A 17628-nucleotide genomic window follows, 5' to 3' on the forward strand; every position below is an offset into this window, starting at 1 on the left:
TCATGGGCCTCTCATTTCGCCTGTACTGATTGCGTTCGGTTAAAAAAAACGGGGCTGCCATCGCTGGCAGCCCCGTTTTTACGACAGACCAGATCAGACTTCGAGGAAGTTCATGATGCCTTCTGCTGCCTTACGGCCTTCGGCAATCGCCGTGACGACCAGATCGGAACCGCGAACCGCATCGCCACCGGCGAAGATTTTCGGGTTGCTGGTCTGGAAGGCGTTGTCGCTGCCTTCAGGGGCTACGATACGTCCCTGCGTGTCCAGCTCGACGTCATGGGCTGCCAGCCATTCCATTTTGTGTGGGCGGAAACCAAACGCCATCACCACGGCATCCGCTTCCATCACATGTTCGGAACCCGCCACGATTTCTGCACGACGGCGGCCATGTGCATCCGGTGCGCCCAGTTCGGTACGCGCCATACGCACGCCACATACGCGGCCTGAATCGTTCAGTTCGATGCTCAGCGGTTGCAGGTTGAATTTGAAATCCACACCTTCTTCGCGCGCATTCTTCACTTCACGACGCGAGCCCGGCATGTTCTCTTCATCACGACGGTACGCACAGGTCACATGGGTTGCGCCCTGACGAATTGACGTACGCACGCAGTCCATGGCGGTATCACCACCGCCCAGCACCACGACGCGTTTCTTGTCCATCGTCACGTAAGGCTCTTCCTGGCTGTCATCATAGCCCATCAGCTGCTTGGTGTTAGCGATGAGGAACGGCAGGGCATCGTACACGCCCGGCGCATCTTCGTTCGCCAGACCACCGCGCATGGACTGATAAGTGCCAACGCCGAGGAACACAGAATCGTATTCCGCCAGCAGCGCATCAATGGTGATGTCTTTGCCGACTTCCGTATTGAGCTGGAATTCGATACCCATCTCAGTGAAGATTTCGCGACGCTTGGTCATCACTGATTTTTCCAACTTGAAGGCCGGAATACCGAAAGTCAGCAGGCCGCCGATTTCCGGATGGCGATCGTAAACCACCGCTTTCACACCGTTACGGGTCAGCACGTCGGCACAAGCCAGACCTGCCGGACCTGCACCGATGATCGCCACACGTTTGCCGGTTGGCTGCACATGAGACATATCCGGACGCCAGCCCATCTCGATGGCTTTGTCGTTGATGTAGCGCTCGATATTACCGATGGTCACCGCACCGAACTCATCGTTCAGGGTGCAGGAACCTTCGCACAGACGGTCCTGCGGGCAAACGCGTCCGCAGACTTCCGGCAGGCTGTTGGTCTGGTGCGCGAGGTCGGCGGCTTCCATGATGCGACCTTCGTTCGCCAGCTTCAGCCAGTTCGGAATGTAGTTGTGAACCGGGCATTTCCATTCGCAGTAAGGGTTACCACAGGACAGACAGCGGTCTGCCTGCGATGCAGCCTGAGTTGCTGAGAACGGCTCGTAAATTTCCACAAACTCAATTTTACGGATCTTCAGCGCTTTTTTCGGCGGATCAACACGCTGTAAGTCGACAAATTGATAAACGTTTTGACTCATCTTAACCTCTTACTGCGCTTGTACCCGCAGCTCAGCTGCGGAACGACTACGGTGACCCAACAATGCTTTGACATCACTGGACTTCGGTTTTACCAGGGCAAATTTAGGCGCCCATTCCGGCCAGTTCGCCAAAATTTCTTCACCACGGGTCGATGCGGTCAACTGTACGTGTTCGATGATCAAACCGCGCAGATGCTCTTCATGGATAGCCAGTTCGGCCACTTCCAGGACTTCAACCAGCTCCGGGTTAACACGTTTGCGGAATTCGCCGTCTTCATCAAGAACGTAAGCGAAACCACCGGTCATGCCTGCGCCGAAGTTGACGCCGGTACGACCCAGCACACACACAATACCGCCGGTCATGTATTCACAACCGTTATCGCCAATGCCTTCGACGACGGTGATCGCACCGGAGTTACGCACTGCGAAGCGTTCACCCGCACGACCCGCTGCAAACAACTTGCCGCCGGTTGCGCCGTACAGACAGGTGTTACCGATGATGCTGGCTTCGTGGCTGCGGAACGCGGAACCGATTGGCGGACGGATGGCAATGCGGCCACCGGCCATGCCTTTGCCCACGTAGTCATTCGCGTCGCCGGTCAGCATTAAATCGACGCCGCCTGCGTTCCAGACGCCGAAGCTCTGGCCCGCGGTACCATTGAAGTTAATACGCACCGGATCAGCCGCCATGCCCTGATCGCCATGTTTCTCAGCAATTGCACCTGACAACATTGCACCCACAGAGCGGTCAGTGTTGCGGATATCAAAGTAGAACGCTTTGCTCTGCTTAGAATCGATGTGCGGCGCGGCCTGTTCCAGAATGTCTTTGTTCAGCTGACCCTTGTCGAACGCCGGGTTGCTTTCGGTGCAGTACACCGCTTTGCCTTCATGCGGCGTGGCAGTCGCCAGCATCGCAGAAAGGTCGAGATTGTTTTGTTTGGCGGTGAAACCGTCCAGCTCAGTCAGCAAATCGGTGCGACCAATCAGATCCACCAGCTGGCTGACGCCCAGTTCGGCCATGATTTCACGGGTTTCCTGCGTGATGAACTTGAAGTAGTTCACTACGCGTTCTGGCAGGCCGTGATAATGGTTGCGACGCAGTTTGTCGTCCTGAGTTGCCACGCCTGTTGCGCAGTTGTTCAGGTGACAAATACGCAGGTATTTACAACCCAGCGCGACCATCGGTCCGGTACCGAAACCGAAGCTTTCTGCACCCAGAATCGCGGCCTTGATGATGTCGAGGCCCGTTTTCAGACCGCCATCCACCTGCAGACGGATTTTGTGACGCAGGCCGTTGGCGACCAGTGCCTGTTGTGTTTCCACCAGACCCAGTTCCCATGGACAACCGGCGTATTTCACCGAGGACAGCGGGCTTGCGCCGGTGCCGCCATCGTAGCCGGCAATAGTGATGAGATCCGCGTAGGCTTTCGCCACACCGACCGCAATAGTGCCGACGCCCGGCTCAGACACCAGTTTCACCGAAATCATCGCTTTCGGGTTGACCTGTTTCAGGTCGAAAATCAGCTGTGCCAGATCCTCGATAGAATAAATATCGTGGTGCGGCGGTGGAGAAATCAGGGTCACGCCCGGCACGGAATAACGCAGTTTCGCGATGTATGGCGTCACTTTGTCACCCGGCAACTGACCACCTTCGCCTGGTTTTGCACCCTGTGCGACTTTGATCTGAATAACGTCAGCATTCACCAGATACGCCGGTGTCACGCCGAAACGACCGGAAGCCACCTGTTTGATACGGGACACTTTATTAGTGCCGTAACGCGCAGGATCTTCGCCGCCTTCGCCGGAGTTCGAACGTCCGCCGATGCTGTTCATCGCTTCAGCCAGAGACTCATGCGCTTCCGGGCTTAACGCACCGATAGACATCGCTGCGGTATCGAAACGGGTATACAAACCTTCCGCCGGTTCAACCTGATCCACAGGGATTGGCTGACCTTTTGGTGTCACCTTCAGCAGGTCACGCAGTGTGGCAACCGGACGTTCGTTAACCAGTTTGGCGTACTTTTTGTAATCGTCGTAATCACCACTGTTCACTGCGGCTTGCAGGGTAGTGACCACGTCCGGGTTATAGGAGTGATATTCGCCACCGTGGACAAATTTCAGCAGGCCGCCCTGATCCAGTGTTTTGCGTTTCAGCCACGCACGTTTGGACAGGTTCAGCAAATCCTGTTCGAAATCGCTGTAACCGGCACCGCCGATACGGCTGACCACGCCGTTGAAACAGGTGTTGCACAGATCCTTCGCCAGACCGACCGCTTCAAACAGTTTTGAGCAGCGGTAAGAGGCAACGGTTGAAATGCCCATTTTGGACATGATCTTGTACAGGCCTTTGTTGATGCCGTTACGGTAGTTCAGCATCACTTCACGGTATTTCTTCTCGATAACCTGCGTATCGACCAGTTTGGCCAGCGTTTCGTAGGCCAGATATGGGTAAACCGCAGTCGCACCGAAACCAATCAGTACGGCGAAATGGTGCGGGTCGCGGGCACTGGCGGTTTCAACAATGATGTTGGCATCGCAGCGCAGGCTTTTCTCAACCAGACGCAGTTGCAGCGCGCCGACGGCCATTGGCGCAGGCAGCGGCAGACGGTTCGGCGCGATATTGCGGTCAGACAACACCAGCAGAACCGCGCCGTTACGCACTTTCTGTTCGCCTTCGTCACAGAGTTTCTGGACGAACTGCTCCATGTTTTGTTCGCTCGGATCGTAAGTCAGGTCCAGCGTTTCAGCGCGATAGTGTTTGCTGTCGAGCGTGGTGAGCTGTTTAAAGTCAGACCACAGCAGGATTGGCGATTTAAAGCTCAGACGGTGAGCCTGACCTTCGGCTTCGCAGAACACGTTCATCTCGCGGCCAATGCTGGTCGCCAGAGACATCACGTGCGCTTCACGCAGCGGATCGATTGGCGGGTTGGTGACCTGCGCAAACTGCTGACGGAAGTAGTCATATACAATACGCGGACGGCTGGAAAGCACGGCGAATGGCGTGTCGTCGCCCATTGAGCCAACGGCTTCCTGACCGTTTTCACCCAGTACACGGATGATCTGATCGAGTTCTTCGCTGCTGTAGCCGAACTGTTTCTGGAACGTTTCCAGTAACGTGTCTTCCATCTCGCGGCTGCCGACCTGATCTTCCGGCAGGTCTTCGAACGGCACCAGACGCTGAACGTTTTTCTCCATCCATTGCTTATAAGGATGGCGGCCTTTCAGGTCGTTATCGGTTTCCGCGGAGTGGTGGATCTTGCCGCTGCGGGTGTCGATCACCATCAGTTCACCCGGTCCGACGCGGCCTTTTTCGACCACTTCGTCCGGCTGATAATCCCAGATCCCGACTTCGGACGCACAGGTGATCAGCTTATCTTTGGTGATGACATAACGCGCAGGGCGCAGACCGTTACGGTCGAGGTTACAGGCGGCGTAACGGCCGTCTGACATCACGATACCGGCCGGGCCGTCCCACGGCTCCATGTGCATGGAGTTAAAGTCGAAGAACGCGCGCAGGTCGTCGTCCATATCCGGGTTTTGCTGCCAGGCTGGCGGCACCAGCAAACGCATGGCGCGCAGCAAGTCCATCCCGCCGGCCAGGAACAGCTCCAGCATGTTATCCAGCGAGCTGGAATCCGAACCGGTTTCGTTCACGAAAGGCGACGCGTCCTGCAAATCGGGGATCAGCGGCGTTTTAAATTTGTACGCGCGGGCACGCGCCCACTGGCGGTTACCGGTGATGGTGTTGATTTCGCCGTTGTGCGCCAGATAGCGGAAAGGCTGAGCCAGTTGCCAGCGCGGCACCGTGTTGGTCGAAAAACGCTGGTGGAACAAGCAGATGGCTGATTCCAGACGCAGGTCGGCCAGGTCTAAATAGAAGCGTGGCAGATCCGCAGGCATACACAGGCCTTTATAGATCGTGACCACGTTGGAGAAACTGCACACATAGAAGTCTTTATCCTGAATGCGTTTCTCAATGCGGCGGCGCGCCATATACAGGCGGCGCTCCATGTCACGCGGACGCCATCCGGCAGGCGCGTTGACAAAAATTTGTTCGATACGAGGCAGGGAGGAAAGCGCGATTTCACCGAGTACGTCCGGATTGGTCGGAACGTCACGCCAGCCCACCACGGACAGCGTCTCGTTTTGCAATTCTTCTTCTACAATGCGGCGGCTCGCCTCAGCTTCTTTTTCATCTTTGCTGAGGAACAACATGCCCACGGCGTAGTTTTTCGCCAGACGCCAGCCACGTTCTTCGGCAATCATGCGGAAGAAGCGATCAGGTTTCTGTAAATGAAGGCCACAGCCGTCGCCGGTCTTGCCGTCAGCAAGGATCGCGCCACGGTGTTGCATACGGGCCAGTGCGTGAATTGCAGTACGCACGACCTTATGGCTAGGTTCGCCTTCTATATGGGCGATCAGGCCGAAACCACAGTTGTCCCTCTCTTGGGATTTATCGTACAACATAACGTGAACCTCCCCAGGCTCTGCGAGACTCTCACACCAATCGCGAGCGGTCTTATTCACAGAGTTTGTCCGCAATTTCGCGCACTCTTGCGGTGCGTTGATTGCCCGGACATCTCCGTCAAAGGCCTCTCGTGATGGTTCTCACAAGTGGTGGTTGACTTGTTTTAATGAGGGAGTCTTCAATTACTGCATAAATATGACGAGTTGCTCACCCGTCGAGATTGCTTCCAGCGGACTCCCAACTTAGCGAGAAAGCCCCATCAGGTCAAATGGCGAATTAACTTATATTAAAAGTGATATAAAAGAGTTTAACTCATTGATATATAAAAATTAGATTGCCTTTTTAATGGCATAATATCGGTGTGGTAAAGCGTGCAAAGTGTGAGCTGACTCACTATAGGAAAAGCTTCAGATCTCCGCACCGTGCTGGCAGGTGCTTAATTACCAGTATTTTATACTGGAAAACTCTGCGGGCATGCGGTTTGTCACTGTTTTTAACGTGACAGTAATAATGTGTCTGAGCGGGGTTTGTAATAAGAATTATTCATATTGCCGGGAATGACTTTATTTGCAGTAATAATGAATAGTTATGCCTGCGCCAAAAGCGCCGAGAGGGAAAGAATTCGGAGGATTAAAGGAAAAGATGTTAGCCACAGGGCATTTGGCGACTTTATCAGCCTGATAAAGCCGGCCGATATTAATAATATCACCCTGTAAAATAGTCAATAACTCTGCCCTTATTTCCTGCATTGCACCATGACCAGCCCTTGTTCGGTGCATCTCACAAACTTCACGCTCAATGATGACCCCGCCATCACGCCGGGGAGGTTTTGCGGTATGATTCAGGCGTCTTCGTTTTAAGGGAACCGTTATGAAGCAAATCCGGGTTTTAGCGCAGTATTATGTCGATCTGATGGTCAAGCTGGGGCTGGTGAGATTCTCACTGCTGCTGGCCTCTGCGCTGGTGGTGCTGGCGATGATTGTCCAGATGGCCGTCACCATGCTCCTGCGCGGGCAGGTGGAAAGTATCGACGTCGTTCGTTCCATCTTCTTTGGTTTGCTGATCACCCCCTGGGCAGTCTACTTCCTGTCGGTGGTGGTTGAGCAGCTCGAAGAGTCGCGTCAGCGTTTAGCGCGCCTGGTGGATAAGCTGGAAGAGATGCGCCATCGCGACCTCGAACTGAATCAGCAGCTCAAAGACAACATTACGCAGCTGAATCAGGAAATTGCCGACCGTGTGAAAGCGGAAGAAGCGCGTCTGGCAGTGGTCGATAAGCTGAAACTGGAAATGCAGCATCGTGAACAGGCACAGATCGAACTGAGCCAGCAATCTGCATTATTACGCTCTTTCCTCGATGCCTCACCAGATCTGGTGTATTACCGCAACGAAGACAAAGAATTCTCCGGCTGTAACCGGGCGATGGAATTGCTGACCGGTAAAAGCGAGAAGCAGCTGATCGGCCTCACTCCCAACGACGTTTATACTGCGGACATCGCCGAGAAAGTGGTCGAAACCGACGAGAAGGTATTCCGTCACAACGTTTCCCTGACGTACGAACAATGGCTGGTCTATCCGGACGGGCGCAAAGCCTGCTTTGAACTGCGTAAAGTACCGTTCTATGACCGTATCGGTAAACGACATGGCCTGATGGGCTTTGGTCGCGATATTACCGAGCGTAAGCGCTATCAGGACGCGTTAGAGAATGCCAGCCGTGAGAAGACTACCTTTATCTCCACGATCAGCCACGAGCTGCGTACGCCGCTTAACGGCATTGTCGGGCTGAGCCGCATTCTGCTCGATACCGAGCTGGACAAAGAACAGCACAGCTATCTGAAAACAATTCACGTCAGTGCGATCACGCTCGGCAATATCTTCAACGACATTATCGAAATGGACAAAATCGAGCGCCGCAAAGTGCAGCTCGATAATCAGCCGGTGGATTTCACGGAATTCCTGTCAGATCTGGAAAACCTCTCCGGTCTGCTGGCGCAGCCGAAAGGGCTGAAGTTTGTGATGGAACCGGATTTGCCACTGCCGCGCAGCATCACCACGGATGGCACGCGCCTGCGCCAGATCCTGTGGAACCTGATCGGCAATGCCGTCAAGTTCACCCGTGAAGGCGAAATTGTCCTGAGTGTCCATTACGAGCCGAACGATATGCTGCGTTTTGTGGTGCGCGATTCCGGGATGGGGATCCCGCAGGACGAGCAGGACAAAATTTTCGCCATGTATTATCAGGTGAAAGACCAGAACGGCGGCAAACCGGCGACCGGTACGGGCATCGGGCTGGCGGTATCCAAACGTCTGGCACAGACGATGGGCGGCGATATTACTGTCAGCAGCGTGCCGGGTCAGGGCTCCAGCTTCACGCTCACCGTGCGTGCGCCTAAACTTGATGCACCGGCAGAACAGGTGGACGAAGAAGAAGATATGCCACTCCCGGCGCTGCATGTGCTGCTGGTGGAAGATATCGAGCTGAACGTCATAGTGGCGCGTTCGGTGCTGGAGAAACTGGGCAACAGCGTAGAAGTGGCCATGAACGGGCACGACGCGCTGGAGATGTTTGATCCTGACGAATTTGATCTGGTCTTGCTGGATATTCAGCTGCCGGATATGACCGGTCTGGATATCGCCCGTAAGTTACGCACTGATTACGCCGGTAAGCATCTGCCGCCGCTGATTGCGCTGACGGCGAACGTGTTGAAAGACAAAAAAGAATATCTTGATGCAGGAATGGACGACGTGCTGAGCAAGCCGCTGTCTGTTTCCGCGCTGACTGCGATGATCCAGCAGTTTTGGGATCATCAGCCTGAAGTTTCCGTTTCAGAAAAGGAGCCTGTAGTGATGAAAGACAGCGAATCGTTGCTTGATACCGCCATGCTTGAGCAGTACATCGATCTGGTGGGCGCGAAACTGATTTATCAAAGTGCAGATATGTTTGAAAAGATGATGCCGGGTTATCTCGCGGTTCTCGATTCAAACATGACGGCGCGCGACCAAAAAGGCATTGCAGAGGAAGGGCACAAAATCAAAGGTGCTGCGGGTTCCGTTGGCCTGAAGCATTTACAGCAACTGGCGCAACAGATTCAGACCCCGACGCTGCCGGCGTGGTGGGATAACGTACAAGAATGGATTGATGAGCTGAAGGCCGAGTGGCGCAATGACATCAAAGTGTTACGCGACTGGACAGCAAACGCTGAAAAAAAATAACCCCAGCCGAGGCCGGGGTGCGCGAATACTGCGCCAACACCAGGGAAAGAGGTAACCCACGATAGTTTTTAGGGTTCGGTTTTCGCAGGTCTTGGAATTCAGTCTTAAAGTCTAATACATCCTGTAGCAATCAACATAACAAATATAAGCAGAACTGTTACAACATTCATTAAAAACTGTGATGTAGATTAGTCTTTGTCTATACAAAACATCAAGCCTTTATCGCAGGATTTTTGACAGAATACAAATGAACCCTACTGATGTTGTACTGGTGACATGCAATTTTACTTATGGAAGTGAACAATCACAGGCTGTTTAGCCAGTGATTTTGCAACATAACCGGCTATGAAACCGGTTGTCTAAAATGCAAAATCACTGGTAAATGATTGTAATTCATCGGTTATGGGTGATTTTTTCCTAAATGCTATTTTCGTGGACGAAAGAGATCTGGAATTTATTTCAAATGAAAAAATTTCACTTAGGTTACTGCATTTTTTGTCTGTGAAAAAGACGTACACACTGCTGATTTGTTATGGTTTACAGGTGGCGGATTTGGCTTAGGGGGTTCGCCTGATGTGGAATAATCGATGAGAATTTATTCACTTTCCCAATCGATATACATAAGACTTGCTTACGTATTGTTTGCAAATCTTTTCACAAACTTTTTACTTTGTCGTTTAAAAATGCATCGGCATGAAAAAAGCAGGAATTTCAGGCAGTTTTCCGGAACTCCTTGATGGTAGTGGGTAAATAGGAATTTTCCGCTCTGAATGTAAGCAAAAGTTTCATTCATATTGCTCAATTGTTAGCAGTATTAATTTGCATTTCGCTAGCCTGAACTTGCAGATTATTCTCGAGATTGATTAGATGGTCGGATGTGTTGTGGAAAGCGTTAAATGAATAAAATTACTCGAAAGGGCCTTTTGCGCAAGCCGGCCTTATGGCTGAAACGTTCGCTGATACTGTTACTCTGCTTATGGGTAGCGGGCATTCTTCTTTTTTCATTTCTGCCGGTCCCTTTGTCCGCAGTCATGGTGGAGCGGCAGGTTTCAGCCTGGCTGACCGGTGATTTTGGCTATGTCGCACATTCAGACTGGGTGCCGATGAGTGAGATTTCCTCACCAATGGCGCTTGCAGTGATGGCTGCTGAAGATCAGAAATTCCCTGAGCACTGGGGTTTTGATGTGGATGCAATCCAGTCCGTTCTGGATAAAGATGGCGGCAAAATGCGCGGTGCCTCTACGTTATCCCAGCAAACTGCCAAGAACCTGTTCCTTTGGGATGGCCGCAGTTGGGTGAGAAAAGGGCTTGAAGCGGGCCTGACCGTCGGTATTGAAACAGTGTGGACCAAACGCCGGATACTCACTGTGTATCTGAATATCGTGGAATTTGGTGACGGCGTTTTTGGTGTGGAACAGGCTTCGCAGCATTTCTTCCATAAACCGGCCAGCCGCCTTACGGCTTCTCAGGCGGCGTTGCTGGCAGCGGTGTTGCCTAATCCGCACCTGTACAAAGTGAATGCGCCTTCCGCTTATGTGCTGCGTCGTCAGCAGTGGATACTGCGCCAGATGAGCCAGCTGGGCGGCGAGTCTTTCCTGCAAGAGCATAAGCTTCATTAGCACCTGACGTTTTTGAGAAATAAAAAAGGACAGCCTGAGCTGTCCTTTTTCGTTATTGCGTTCACGCCATTATTTAACGTAAGTAAACGCCGTGGTGACGTGTTTAACACCGCTGATACCAGCCGCAATGCCTGCCGCCGATTTACCTTCTTCCTGAGTGACCAGACCCAGCAGGAAGACTTCACCATTTTCAGTGGTCACTTTCACGTTAGAGGATTTCACCGAATCGCTGGTCAGCAACTGAGAGCGAACTTTGGTGGTGATCCACGTATCCGTTGAAGCAGTGCCCATACTGACTGGCTTGCCTGTACGGATCTCGTTATACACTTCTGTCGCACCGTCTACACCCACAGCAATCTGTTTGGCGCGGGCAGCCATGTCAGGCGTCGGAGCCTGGCCGGTCAGCAGAACTTTACCCTGATAGGCAGTCGCCACAACACGGGCTTCATCTTTCAGCTGTTTGTCTTTACTGATGGCATTGGAAACACGGGCTTCCAGAGTGCTGTCATCAACCTGAGTGCCCACAGTACGCGGGTCAGTGGTCGTTTTGGTGGCCACGCCAGCCACACCAACCACGGCGGCAGCAACACAGCCTTGTAACAGAAGGGCGCTTAACAATACAGCAAAGAGAGGACTCGCCTTCATTGGATCTCCTTAATCGTCCTGGTGTGGGAACAGCGTATTATCTATCAGGTCACAGAGACAGTTAACTGTGAGCATATGCATTTCCTGAATACGGGCGCTGCGATGGGAGGGAATACGGATCTCAACATCGTGAGGCCCCAGTAAACCCGCCAGTTCACCGCCGTCATAACCCGTCAATGCGACAATTGTCATATCGCGGGTCACCGCTGCTTCAACGGCTTTGACAATATCACGGCTGTTGCCGCGGGTAGAAATAGCCAGCAGAACATCACCCGCCTGACCTAAGGCGCGCACCTGTTTGGCATAGATTTCTTCATGCAGTCGATCGTTAGCAATCGCGGTCAGCACAATGTTATCTGCACATAGTGAGATTGCAGGAAGGCTCGGACGTTCAGTTTCAAAACGATTAATCAGACTGGCGGAAAAATGCTGAGCATTCGCCGCAGAGGTGCCGTTGCCGCAGCACAGAATTTTATTGCCGTTGAGCAGCGATTGCACCAGCGTCATCGCGGCGCGTGAAATCGCGTCAGGCAAGGCTTCTGCCGCTGCAATCTGAGTTTGAATACTTTCTGTAAAGCAGACTTTGATTCTATCCAGCACGGGTTTTCGTCCAGTCAGTCGTCGTAATATTTATTCCGCATTGAATGCATCACGCAGCCATTCTACCTGGCTGCCGGTGATGGCAAAAACATCAAAACGGCAAGATGATGTGTCAAAGCTTGCATTCTTTCCTGCAAGCCAGAAAGACGCCGCGCGTAACAGGCGCTGCTGTTTTTGAACGGTCACGCTGGCCGCCGCACCGCCAAAATCAGCGTTACGCCGGTAGCGGACTTCTACAAACACCCAGGTTTGCTGGTCACGCATGATCAGGTCAATCTCACCTGCACGGCAGGCCACGTTGGCCGCCACGAAGATTAACCCGGCTCTTTCAAGATAACGACGGGCAAAGGCTTCGTACTTATCGCCGCATGCCCGCGTTTTAGATAAAAAAGATTTCATCAGTACGTCCTTGTACTTGTTATGGCTGAACGATCCCGTCTCAGCGGCGCGGCCGGGTTTCTCTTATGAAGAAACCGGCACCAGCGAGCCCTGACGGTATTGCAGCCAAGGCAGTTTGCGATGGATAACACAATTCTCATTGGCGCTCAGGTCGCCGGTGCTGCCGGAAACCTGGAAGCCAGGCAGGGTGCGCATCTGCGAGAAATGATTTGCCAGACTCCAGGCATCAATCCCCATCGCGTAGAGGCGAACCAGCGAATAGTCATTACCAAATTTAGCGGTGGCCTGCTGCATCAGCGCCGGGTTACCGCCCGCCAGCAATGGAATATCGCTGAACTGCACGCCTTCCATTTCCAGACGATAGTCCGGGCCGGCACCTGCCTGATAGCTGCGGGAACTTGCATAAACGGAAGGATGTACGCGACCATTTACGGCGAGATCGAGCATCGGTTTAATCAGCGTCAGTTCGCTCTGCGTGGCCACAACGTAAACGGAATCCACTGCACCGCCTGAACTGCCCTGAGTAATTTGCGCATCGGTCGGCGGAGCCGGGATAGTGATCCCGCCAATCGTCACGCCCTGTGCTTGTGCCGGTGCGGCAGCATTACTGGCGATGACCGGCGTACCGGTCAGGCGGATACCGCTGCCGATAGAAGAACGCAATTCACTGCCTGAGCCGAGGCCTTGTTTCAGAACGGTGCCGCCGCCCAGCTTCTGCCATTCGTTAGCAAAAGCCTGCGCGATACGGTCACCAAAGTTGCCACGTGGAACCAGCAACAGTGGCAACCGTTTTTGCTCCGCCCACATATGGCGCGCAGCATCCTGTGCCTCGTCTTCCGGCGAGAGCGCAAAGTAACAGATATTCGGGCTGTTTTTCTCAGTTTCTGGCTGATTAAGCGCTAAAACATTCAGCGGAGTCTGATCTGAAGAGAGTTCGTTGACCTGATCTTTGAGCAGCGGGCCGATAACCAGTGTGGCACCATCCTGCTGAGCCTGTGTCAGAAGCGCCGCCAGCGGCTGGCCGTTGGTGTCATACACTTTCACCTGCGCATTGCTGCTGGCAACAGGCGCTGGCGCAGCTGGGGTTGCAGCCGGCTGAGCCTGAGCGGGATCGGTTTGCGGCTGGCTGGCATCCGGTGCAGAAGTACTCACCGCCGCGTTCGGGTCTGCCGGTGGTTGTGTCTGTGCATTCGGATCAGCAGGCGCTGTTTGCGGCGCTGGCTGGCTTAACTGACCGTTCATTGCCGCGTTGAAACCTTGCGAAATCGCATTCCCGTAAACCTGCGCCGGACCGCTCATCGGCAGGAAAAGCGCAATTTTGCCGGTAGAGGCTGGCTGGAAGCTCAGCACATTATTCAGCTGAGTCGGCAGGGTTTTCGCTGCCGGATTTACCGGATAACGACGCTGCCAGTCTTTGATCCCGGCTTTCAGCAGATCAGGATCCTGCTTGTTACTCTGCCAGACGCTCAGTAAATCCAGCCATCCCTGCAACGTGTTTTCATCAGCATTAATCACAATGCTGTTGACGTCCTGCGCGGACATTTGCGTCAGCGCGGTCCAGGTCTCGTCAATGTTGTCCTGATGCAGTTTGCCCTGCAACAGCGGTTCCTGTGCAATATATGCGCGGATCAACCCGAGACTGGTCCGTCCCTGGCTGGCATCAATTTGCGCCTGGTAGTAACGCGCTTTCTGATCGTTGGTCAGATTGGTCGGGTCTATCTTACTCAGGCTGGTGGCCGCGGCCTGAACGTTTTTCTGCGCGACCTGCACTTCAGCGCTGGTCAGTTGTAGCTCGAGAGTTTGTGCGGCGGTCAGATTTTGCGGCACTTTAGCCAGTTGTTCAGCGGCCTGCGGCACTTTGCCTTCACGTATCAGGGCACGCACTGCAAGCAATTGCCAGTCAGCCTTGTTATCATCACCGCTTTGCTGTGCCTGTTGCAGAAAATAGTCAGAGCTGCCGGACGCTGCACCCTGGACACTTTCTGTCGGCGCCTGTGGTGCCTGACCGGAACAGCTGGCGAGAAGCATAGCCACGATAATGGCAGGGAGTAAACGTCCCGAACGGGTACGAAAGGTCATTGAGGAAGGCATTCAGTTTCCAGTGATGTTTTTTCAAGATGCTCAATATTAAATCGGCAATCCGGATGAAACAATGAATCAAGACGATCAAGCAGATATTTCTGCCTCAACGCTGTATATCGTACCGACGCCAATTGGCAATTTAGGGGATATTACCCAACGCGCGCTGGCCGTACTGAACAGTGTAGATTTGATTGCCGCAGAAGACACCCGCCATACCGGATTGCTGCTGCAACATTTCGCGATCACCGCCAAAATGTTCCCGCTGCACGATCATAATGAACAGCAGAAAGCCGAGCATTTGCTGTCAAAGTTGCAGGAAGGCCAGACCATTGCGCTGGTGTCCGATGCCGGTACGCCACTTATCAACGATCCCGGTTACCACCTGGTGCGTCGTTGTCGTGAGGCAGGTATCCGTGTGGTGCCGTTACCGGGTGCCTGTGCGGCGATCACCGCATTATGTGCCGCAGGTTTGCCTTCTGACCGTTTCTGTTACGAAGGATTTCTGCCGGCCAAAACCAAATCACGTAAAGATACGTTACAGGCATTAATCGAAGAGCCGCGCACGTTGATTTTCTACGAATCGACTCACCGTCTGATCGACAGTTTACAGGATATGGTGGAAGTGTGGGGGCCGCAGCGTTATGTGGTGCTGGCGCGCGAACTGACTAAAACCTGGGAAAATATTCACGGTGCGCCTGTGGGCGAACTGCTGGCCTGGGTACAGGAAGTTGAAACGCGCAGACGCGGTGAAATGGTGCTGATTGTTGAAGGCCATAAACTCGATACCGAAGCGTTACCGGCGGAAGCCTTACGCACACTGGCGTTACTGCAAAAAGAACTGCCACTGAAAAAAGCCGCCGCGCTGGCCGCGGAAATCCACGGCGTGAAAAAGAATGCGTTGTATAAATACGCGCTTGATGAGCAAGAGGGTGACAAATAGGGCGTAATACCCTATTATCCGCCGCGGAGTTGACCAGACAGTCGCCGCTTCTTTGCCGTCCCTTTCGGGGGAGACAGAAGGAGGGGAGGAAAGTCCGGGCTCCATAGGGCAGGGTGCCAGGTAACGCCTGGGAAGCGCGAGCTTACGACAAGTGCAACAGAGAGCAAACCGCCGATGGCCCGCGCAAGTGGGATCAGGTAAGGGTGAAAGGGTGCGGTAAGAGCGCACCGCGCGGCTGGCAACAGTTCGTGGCATGGTAAACTCCACCCGGAGCAAGGCCAAATAGGGGTTCACATGGTACGGCCCGTACTGAACCCGGGTAGGCTGCTTGAGCCAGTGAGCGATTGCTGGCCTAGACGAATGACTGTCCACGACAGAACCCGGCTTAACGGTCAACTCCCTCGTCAAAAGAAAGCCCGCGTAGTTAACACTACGCGGGCTTTCGTCTTTTTCCCGTCATCATTTGGGATACACCCACTTCTCTTTTGTTCTCTTCAGGACATTTTTTGTAACCGGTACCTGCCATTCTTCAAAATCACTTTATAATCGCCGAAAACTCTCTGATCAGCACTGGCATAGACTGTTTTTCCGTTATACCTCACCATCACTTTTTCCTGACCGGCTATTTCAGTCACCAGCATAATTTTGGGTACGGAAATTGTCGAAACACTGACGTCGGCAGCTTGCCTGTATGAAACATCGGAAGATGAAAGCAGCTTCGCCGCGTCCATTGCCTGTCCCTGATATATCAACTCAAAATGCAAATGTGGCCCCGTGCTGCGTCCGGTATTACCTGAAAAAGCGAGGATATCGCCACGTTCTATCTTCTGTCCGGCGATAACGTTAAGTCTGGTCAGATGCAGGTAGCGGCTTCTCCACCCCTGCGGATGGCTTACTACCACGTAATTACCGGCGGTGGGATGATACATCGCTTCCACGACAATCCCTTTTTCCGTGGCGAATACCGGTGTTAACGGCGGGGCGGCAAAATCAGTGCCTTCATGCCGGGAGAAACGATGCATGATGGGATGCCAGCGCAGACTGAATGCGGAAGTGACCCGCAAAGGAATATTCATTGGTGAGAGAAAATGCGGGTAGCGAATTGATGGGGATCCAGTTTTCAGCTTACTTGCTTCTGATGTTATCTCCTTTCTGGCCGTAAGTAGCGTCGTCGGAGAAAAATGATCATTATTTACCTCCACATCGGAACGCGTAGCATGAATCAATGCCAGCGTGACTGCGGCATCGCCAGCAGCCTGTGCAAACAACGGAATGAGCAGCAGGAAAGGCAGTATCCGGTGCATAGTTTAAAGTTGCTCAATAAAAAATATCACCAGTCCGGCCATGCAGATTGAAGGGCCGAAGGGGATGTAATGCTTTTCTGAGGTGGGATTATCTTTTTCCAGCGAACGGCGCTGGTTCAGCAGTGTACAGAGCAGATACACCATCATTCCTGAGGCCGCCGACCCGATAATCAGTTCCGGGATTTTTTCCATTCCCAGCCAGGCGGTGATTGCAGCTAACAGTTTGACATCGCCATAGCCCAGCCCTTCACGCCCGCGCAGTTTCTCATAGGCCGCCATCACGACATAAAGTAATAGCCATGCGGCCACCGCGCCACAAATAGCAGAGCGGGGTTCGATATCGGTGATACCTGATACTGAACAGAGTAAACCACTCCATAGCAGTAAAGAAACCAGACTGTCTGGCAAAATCAGATGCTGAAAATCAATCACCGACAAGCTGTAGAGCAGACAGAAATAGAGAAAGAAACTGCAAATCTGAACTTCTGTGAACTGCGGCAGAGCAATAATTGCCAGGCCGGTAAAGACGATTGCGCACAGAATTTCGGAAATTAAATACTGTGCAGAAATTGCACTTTCGCAATGGCGACATTTTCCCTTCAGGCATAACCAGCTCAGAACCGGAATATTGTCACGCTTCAAAACCCGCGCACCACATGCCGGGCAATGTGAAGGGGGCCACCAGAGGCTGACGTTGACAGCATCGGGTTCAGTACTACATTGTGCAAAAAGCATTAACGGCAACCGGTAAATCAAAACATTAATAAAGCTGCCAATAAACAGGCCGAAAATTAATGCCATGGTGGGATAAAACCACTGATAAAATAGAGTCATAATAATCTCTTGCTA

Annotated in this window: 11 protein-coding genes and 1 other RNA gene; 4 read left to right on the top strand and 8 right to left on the bottom strand. The window is 53.0% G+C overall.

Annotated features, from left to right (window positions below; genetic code table 11):
* Positions 1 to 93: 93 nt before the first annotated feature.
* Positions 94 to 1512, bottom strand: a complete 1419-nt coding sequence (locus CKQ54_RS05715; protein WP_095924435.1) for a glutamate synthase small subunit — start codon at positions 1510 to 1512, stop codon at positions 94 to 96.
* Between the two features lie 9 nt (positions 1513 to 1521).
* Positions 1522 to 5979 (bottom strand): glutamate synthase large subunit, encoded by a 4458-nt coding sequence (gene gltB / locus CKQ54_RS05720; RefSeq protein WP_112288387.1) that lies wholly within the window; start codon positions 5977 to 5979, stop codon positions 1522 to 1524.
* 871 nt (positions 5980 to 6850) lie between these two features.
* Between gltB and arcB the strand changes: the two genes are divergently transcribed.
* Together arcB and mtgA are read left to right on the top strand one after the other, a co-directional pair.
* A complete protein-coding gene (arcB, locus tag CKQ54_RS05725) occupies positions 6851 to 9190 on the top strand; it encodes an aerobic respiration two-component sensor histidine kinase ArcB (RefSeq protein WP_120162157.1) in 2340 nt (779 codons plus the stop codon).
* Positions 9191 to 10086: 896 nt separating this feature from the next.
* A complete protein-coding gene (gene mtgA / locus CKQ54_RS05730; protein ID WP_120162156.1) occupies positions 10087 to 10809 on the top strand; it encodes a monofunctional biosynthetic peptidoglycan transglycosylase in 723 nt (240 codons plus the stop codon).
* Between the two features lie 69 nt (positions 10810 to 10878).
* Here the strand turns inward: mtgA and dolP are convergent, their stop codons facing one another.
* The 4 genes from dolP to CKQ54_RS05750 form a co-directional block, all read right to left on the bottom strand.
* Positions 10879 to 11454: a division/outer membrane stress-associated lipid-binding lipoprotein gene (gene dolP, locus CKQ54_RS05735; RefSeq protein WP_112288390.1), complete on the bottom strand. Its 576-nt coding sequence runs from the start codon at positions 11452 to 11454 to the stop codon at positions 10879 to 10881.
* Between the two features lie 9 nt (positions 11455 to 11463).
* A complete protein-coding gene (gene diaA / locus CKQ54_RS05740) occupies positions 11464 to 12054 on the bottom strand; it encodes a DnaA initiator-associating protein DiaA (protein WP_013577230.1) in 591 nt (196 codons plus the stop codon).
* Positions 12055 to 12084: 30 nt separating this feature from the next.
* On the bottom strand, positions 12085 to 12453 hold the full coding sequence (locus CKQ54_RS05745; protein WP_120162155.1) for a YraN family protein: 369 nt from the start codon (positions 12451 to 12453) through the stop codon (positions 12085 to 12087).
* A 63-nt stretch (positions 12454 to 12516) separates the two neighbouring features.
* Positions 12517 to 14544 carry a penicillin-binding protein activator gene (locus CKQ54_RS05750; protein WP_120162154.1) on the bottom strand — a complete coding sequence of 676 codons (2028 nt, stop codon included), beginning with the start codon at positions 14542 to 14544 and terminating at the stop codon, positions 12517 to 12519.
* Positions 14545 to 14605: 61 nt separating this feature from the next.
* On the opposite strand from CKQ54_RS05750, the gene rsmI reads away from it, so the two are divergent.
* Both rsmI and rnpB read left to right on the top strand, forming a co-directional pair.
* Positions 14606 to 15475 (top strand): 16S rRNA (cytidine(1402)-2'-O)-methyltransferase, encoded by an 870-nt coding sequence (rsmI, locus tag CKQ54_RS05755; RefSeq protein WP_112288072.1) that lies wholly within the window; start codon positions 14606 to 14608, stop codon positions 15473 to 15475.
* A gap of 25 nt (positions 15476 to 15500) precedes the next feature.
* Positions 15501 to 15879: RNase P RNA component class A (gene rnpB, locus CKQ54_RS05760), an RNA gene on the top strand.
* 90 nt (positions 15880 to 15969) lie between these two features.
* Here rnpB and CKQ54_RS05765 read toward each other — a convergent pair.
* Both CKQ54_RS05765 and CKQ54_RS05770 read right to left on the bottom strand, forming a co-directional pair.
* On the bottom strand, positions 15970 to 16779 hold the full coding sequence (locus tag CKQ54_RS05765) for a M23 family metallopeptidase (protein WP_120162153.1): 810 nt from the start codon (positions 16777 to 16779) through the stop codon (positions 15970 to 15972).
* 3 nt (positions 16780 to 16782) lie between these two features.
* Positions 16783 to 17613 carry a prepilin peptidase gene (locus CKQ54_RS05770; RefSeq protein ID WP_120162152.1) on the bottom strand — a complete coding sequence of 277 codons (831 nt, stop codon included), beginning with the start codon at positions 17611 to 17613 and terminating at the stop codon, positions 16783 to 16785.
* Between the last annotated feature and the right edge of the window lie 15 nt (positions 17614 to 17628).

Source organism: Rahnella variigena (assembly GCF_003610915.1).
GTDB lineage: Bacteria > Pseudomonadota > Gammaproteobacteria > Enterobacterales > Enterobacteriaceae > Rahnella > Rahnella variigena.